The following is a 4,871-nucleotide window of genomic DNA, read 5'->3' as shown; positions in this document are numbered from 1 at the left end:
GCGATGTCGGGGCTGCCCTCGGGATGACCGGCCACGCCGAGTGCGCGAAAGCCGCAACGCTCGAACAGGCCCGAGGCGAGCGCGGGCAAGCTGCCGTCCAAGCGACCGAGCGGCGTGCGCGCCGAGCCGGCGACGAGCAGCACGTGGTCGGCCCCGGCCTCGCGGTGCAGCGCGCCGAGCATGTCGCCCAACAGGGTGGCGCTGGCAATGGAGCGCGCCGCCAGATGCGGCACGGGCTGCATGCCGAGTTCGCGCCGCCATCATTGCCCGCCCTGGCGATGCAGCCGGTCGCGCAGCCAGCAGGCGGTGCGCAGCGCGCCGCCGAAACTGTAGAGGTGGATGCCCACCACGTTGCAGGAGCTGCGCGTGTCGACGTGGTGCGCCAGCGCCTGTAGCTGCTCGTGCGGGTCGGTGTGCGTGGCCAGGCCCGCCATGCCGGCGCCGAGGTTGCGCATCGCGCGCAGTGACGCGCTCACACCGCAGCGTTGCGCATAGCGCATCAACGCCAACGCGTCGGTGGGCCCGGCCATGCCGACGTAGACCGGCACCTCGGGTGCGCGCCGCGCCAGGTCGGCGCAGAACGCGGTGATGCGCGTGGTCGAGAACGAGAACTGCGTGACGACATAGACGCCCAGGCCCTGCTCGCGGGCCAGCGCGAGCTTGCGCGCGAACGCCGTCTCGAGCACTGCGCCCGCGATGCGGCCATGGCCCTCCGGGTAGCCGGCCAGGCCGACTTCGCGCACGCCGGCCTGGCCCAGTACGCCGTCTTCGAGCACCTGCACGGCATCGGCATACGGCCCGCGCGGCTCTGACTCGTCGCCGGCGATCAGCATCACGCGGTGCGCGCCATGCTCGCCGACCGCCGCCATGAAGTCGGCCAGCTCGGCGCGGCTCGCAAAGCGCCGCGCGGCGATGTGCGGCACCGGGTCGAGCCCGGCGCGCCGGATCGCCGCCACGGCGGCCAGCGTCTCGGCCAGCGGTCGCCTGGCCGGTGCCGGCACGTAGATGCAGGTGTTGACCGGCAGCGCTTCGGCCACTCGGTCGATGCCGGCACGCTCGCGTGGCGCGATCTCGATCGACGCATTGGCGATGAGTTCGCTGAAGGCCGAGGACAGCTCTTCGGTCGGTGTTGCGGTGGCTGACATCCGATTCATCCTTCTCATTGACGGCGTTGATTCACGCTTCGCGAGCAACTCCGGTCTTCAGTCGCGGCGGCGCGAAACGACGAAGGATTCGTCGTTGAACCACAGGCCGCCGTGTTGCTCGAGCACCTGCTGGGTCGCGTCGAGATAGGCACCGGTCGTGACCACCGCATCGAGCATCTCGTCGGCCATCTGGTTGACGTAGATCGCCGCAACATCATGCGCAAGCTTGGCCTGCACACCGTGGCGGCGCTGACCAAATACGCCGTGCGCCAGGGCTTGACCTCGCTTTAGGGTCTGCGGTCGCGGGTGCCGTCAGCGTCGCTCGGAGCTTCCCGGAGCGTGGCCGCCTGTCGTGCGAATGTGGCTGCACCGCGGCTCGAATGGGTTCAGCCGCCCGGGCTTCGCGCCAGCGCCGCGTCCAGCCGGCGCAGCAGCGTGGCGCCATCGCCGGCCCAGGCGCTGCCGTGCATGCAGGCCAGCAACTGGGGCCGCAGCTGCGCGAGCTTGTCGAGCAAGGTCGGTGCATTGCGCGAATGCGCGTAGTAATCCATGCCGTGGCGCATGGCCTCGCTCGCCTCGAAGATGTCGTCGTCCACCAGTGCCCGCTCACCCAGGCCCGGCTGGGTGAACAGGTCGCCACAGAACAGTGTGCGGCTCGAGGGCTCGAACAGATAGCCGCAGTCCCAGCCGTGCGGCAGGTGCGGCGCCGACTGCCACGCGAGCTGGCGCCGGCCGATGTCGAGCGTTTGGCCATCGACCAGGCCGATGGGCTCGACATCGACCAGGTCACTCACCGAAACCATTGCGCCGATCTGGCTGCACACCGGCCGGGCGCCCGGCGCGGCGGCCAGGAAGTCGGGCAGGGCGCCGCATTCGTCGGCCTCGACATGCGAGAACGCCACGTAACGCAGCGCGGCCAGCGGCAGCACGGCCTCGATCTGCGCACGCACCAGCGCGAACAGCTTGCGCGGCCCGGTATGGAATAGGAGCGGCCGTTCGTCGACCACGAGGTACTGGTTGAAGGAGAAGCCGCCGGGCATCAGGTCGGGCACCCTGATGTTGATGCGGTAGATGTCGTGGGCAATCTCGTCGATGAAGCCTCGGGGCCCATTGCTCATGTTGCTCTCCTTGCCCTGTGACCAGGGCGCATGCGGCTACGGAAACCGCACGAAATACATCGGCGGCGTTTGCGCGGGTGGCAGTGCGGCCGGTGCCGGCTGGCCGACGGAGCCTGCCGTGCGAATGTAGTGGTAAATGGCGCGCAAGTCCGCCTCGGACATGGCGCGAAGATTGAAGGGATGAGCGCACAGCGGAGCGCAGAAGGGGGTGCGTCATGGGATTTCCTTTCAGCAAAGGCATTCGAGCAGCGCGGCGACGGCAAGGGTCGCTGGCGCGGCGGCAGCATCGGGTGGGGCCGGCCGCGCTGGCGGCGCTCAGCTGCGCCACGGCAGGGCCAGCGCCTGGCCGTCCGGCAGGAAGGTGCCCACCGGCGTGGCGCCGAACACGCCGATGATTTCGAGCGGCATGGGGCCCAGGGAAAAAATCTGGTGCGTACAGCCGCGCGGCAGTACCAGCGTGGTGTCGGCGCCAAAGCGATGCGCCTGGCCGTCGACGTGCAACTCGCCCGAGCCCGAGCGACACAGCACGACCTCGTCGCAGTCGTGGCGGTGCGGCGGCGTTGCGGCGCCGGGCGCCAGGCTCTGGCGCCAGATGGAAAGCTGCTGCAGGCCGTCGTCCTGCCCCGCCCAAGTGGCGTGGGCAAGGCCGGGGATGAACGCAGGGTCCGGTTGCGTTTGTTCAATCACGTACATGGTGGCTCCTGGATGGGGTGGTGGGGTGGCGTGCCCGCGGCGTCACGGACAGCGTCAGTATTCCGAGCGGCGCATCAAACGACAAGATGCGTCAGCGCCATAACATTGCCGACAAAATGTCCTCAATGGGAGACGTGATGCATGGACTTCAACCGCTGCTGGCCTTCTCGGAAACCGCCAAGCGCGGCGGCTTCGCGGCGGCCGCGCGCGAGCTGGGCACGGCCCCGTCCACGCTCGCCAAGGCGGTGGCGCGCCTGGAGGCCTCGCTGGGCCTTCGGCTGTTTCACCGCACCACCCGGCAGGTGCGCCTCACCGCCGATGGCGAGCGGCTGTTCCAGCGTTGCCAGCGCGTGCTGGCCGAGCTGCAGGAGCTGCAGGCGGAAGCCGCCGGTGCATGCGCGGCGCCGAGCGGCACGCTGCGCATCGACATGCCCATCGTGTTCGGGCGTTTGGTGGTGTTGCCGATCCTGGCCCGGCTCGTGCAGCAACACCCCGCACTCGAGCTCGACGTGCGCCTGTCGGACGCCCACGTCGATCTGGTCAAGGACGGCATCGACGTGGCCATCCGCGTGGGCGAGCTGCAGGACTCGACACTGGCGGCGACCCGTTTTGCCAGCCAGCAGCTCGTCCTCGTGGCAGCACCGTCCTATTTGCGCCGCCACGGCACGCCCGTCGCGCTGGCCGACCTCGCCGACCACCGACACATCCTCTTTCGCATGCCCACGAGCGGGCGAGATCGTCCCCAGCAGTTCAGCGTCAAGGCGCGCACGGTGGCGCTGCAGCGCGAGCAGGGCACGCGCTTCAACGATGGCGGGGCGATGGTGGCGGCGGCCGTGCTCGGCCTGGGCCTCGCCCAGGTGCCTGACCACATGGTCGCGGCCGACCTCGCCGCCGGGCGCCTGGTCGAACTGCTGGTCAATCACCGGCCGCCGCCCATGCCGATCCACGCCGTGATGCCGGGCAACCGCCTGGTGCCAGCGCGCGTGCGCGTACTGATCGAGGCGCTGAAAGCTTCGACAGCAGCACCGGCTTCACGCGTGGCACCGGACAAGGCCAAGAACTCGGCCGCCGCTCGACCTCTGCGCCGCTGAAGCCGCGGTCGCCGATCGGGGTTTTGCGACAGCGCATTAACCATCCAAGTGGATGGTGCTAGGATGCCTTCCATGCCCGCACGAAACACCCGCAACGCTGTTGCCGCCACCAAGCCGGCCGACGAGAAGATCACCGTCAACCTTGGCTACGTCGACCTCGGCCAGATCGACCTGCTGGTGCAGGAAGGCTTCTATGCCAACCGCACCGACCTGATTCGCACCGCCATCCGCAACCAGCTCGCGGTTCATGCCGATGCAGTGAAGCAGGCGGTCACGCGCAAGACCCTCGTGCTCGGCATCCAGCACTTCAGCGCCGACGAACTGCGGGCGGTGAAGAAGGCCGGGCAGACGCTGCAGATCCGTGTGCTCGGCCTGGCCACCATCGCGCCCGATGTGAGCCCGGCGCTCGCGCTGGCCGCCATCGACTCGGTGGTGGTGCTCGGCGCGCTGCACGCGAGCCCGGCGGTGAAGGCGGCGCTGGCCAGTCGCATCCGTTGATTTCTCCCGACCCCTCATCAGGACCACCAGGACCGCCATGAACCCTTCCTTTGAACGCCTGATGGCCGAGGCCTCGCGCCTGACGCAGACCGGCGACCTGCGCGCCGCCACCGCGGCCATCCAGGCCGCTCTCGGCGGCGCGGCAGTGCCTGCACCCGCGGCGCCACAGAAGAACGAGTCTTGCGTCATCGACGTCGAGGCACGCGAAATAAAGACCAACGTCGACGCACCGCCGCGCCCGCCGCTGCCACCGCCGCCGCCGCGGACCGAGGCGCCCGCCGGTCAGTTCAGTGCGGGCAGCCACACCGACAGTGCCGGCACGCGCG

Annotated in this window: 6 protein-coding genes and 2 pseudogenes; 3 read left to right on the top strand and 5 right to left on the bottom strand. The window is 69.6% G+C overall.

Annotated elements, in window-relative coordinates; translation table 11 throughout:
• The 5 genes and pseudogenes from RMO12_RS06375 to RMO12_RS06355 all read right to left on the bottom strand — a co-directional run.
• A pseudogene (locus tag RMO12_RS06375) lies at window positions 1-242 on the bottom strand (methylenetetrahydrofolate reductase); the annotation flags it as partial.
• Between the two features lie 18 nt (window positions 243-260).
• A complete protein-coding gene (locus RMO12_RS06370; RefSeq protein WP_309626207.1) occupies window positions 261-1,145 on the bottom strand; it encodes a hypothetical protein in 885 nt (294 codons plus the stop codon).
• A 57-nt stretch (window positions 1,146-1,202) separates the two neighbouring features.
• On the bottom strand, window positions 1,203-1,382 hold the full coding sequence (locus RMO12_RS06365) for a hypothetical protein (protein ID WP_309638645.1): 180 nt from the start codon (window positions 1,380-1,382) through the stop codon (window positions 1,203-1,205).
• A gap of 149 nt (window positions 1,383-1,531) precedes the next feature.
• Window positions 1,532-2,263, bottom strand: a complete 732-nt coding sequence (locus tag RMO12_RS06360; RefSeq protein ID WP_309638644.1) for an FprA family A-type flavoprotein — start codon at window positions 2,261-2,263, stop codon at window positions 1,532-1,534.
• Between the two features lie 315 nt (window positions 2,264-2,578).
• Window positions 2,579-2,956, bottom strand: a complete 378-nt coding sequence (locus RMO12_RS06355; RefSeq protein WP_309624495.1) for a cupin domain-containing protein — start codon at window positions 2,954-2,956, stop codon at window positions 2,579-2,581.
• Between the two features lie 137 nt (window positions 2,957-3,093).
• Here RMO12_RS06355 and RMO12_RS06350 point away from each other — a divergent pair, with 137 nt between their 5' ends.
• From RMO12_RS06350 to RMO12_RS06340, 3 genes and pseudogenes are all read left to right on the top strand, one after another.
• Complete coding sequence (locus tag RMO12_RS06350; RefSeq protein ID WP_309624496.1) at window positions 3,094-4,047, top strand: LysR family transcriptional regulator; 954 nt, start codon at window positions 3,094-3,096, stop codon at window positions 4,045-4,047.
• A gap of 72 nt (window positions 4,048-4,119) precedes the next feature.
• Entirely contained in the window at window positions 4,120-4,545 is a 426-nt protein-coding gene (locus tag RMO12_RS06345; RefSeq protein WP_309624497.1) for a CopG family transcriptional regulator, read from the top strand.
• 37 nt (window positions 4,546-4,582) lie between these two features.
• Window positions 4,583-4,871 (top strand): annotated as a pseudogene (locus RMO12_RS06340) (poly(3-hydroxyalkanoate) depolymerase); the annotation flags it as partial.

This window comes from Methylibium sp., assembly GCF_031393925.1.
GTDB lineage: Bacteria > Pseudomonadota > Gammaproteobacteria > Burkholderiales > Burkholderiaceae_C > Methylibium.
The sequence above is the reverse complement of the archived record's forward strand: the minus strand, read 5'-3'. Positions and strand labels throughout refer to the sequence as shown.

Coding starts and splice junctions, on each gene's coding strand:
- RMO12_RS06355 (WP_309624495.1), bottom strand. CDS start 2,956: ATGTACGTGATTGAACAAACGCAACCGGACCCTGCGTTCATCCCCGGC.
- RMO12_RS06350 (WP_309624496.1), top strand. CDS start 3,094: ATGCATGGACTTCAACCGCTGCTGGCCTTCTCGGAAACCGCCAAGCGC.
- RMO12_RS06370 (WP_309626207.1), bottom strand. CDS start 1,145: ATGTCAGCCACCGCAACACCGACCGAAGAGCTGTCCTCGGCCTTCAGC.
- RMO12_RS06360 (WP_309638644.1), bottom strand. CDS start 2,263: ATGAGCAATGGGCCCCGAGGCTTCATCGACGAGATTGCCCACGACATC.
- RMO12_RS06345 (WP_309624497.1), top strand. CDS start 4,120: ATGCCCGCACGAAACACCCGCAACGCTGTTGCCGCCACCAAGCCGGCC.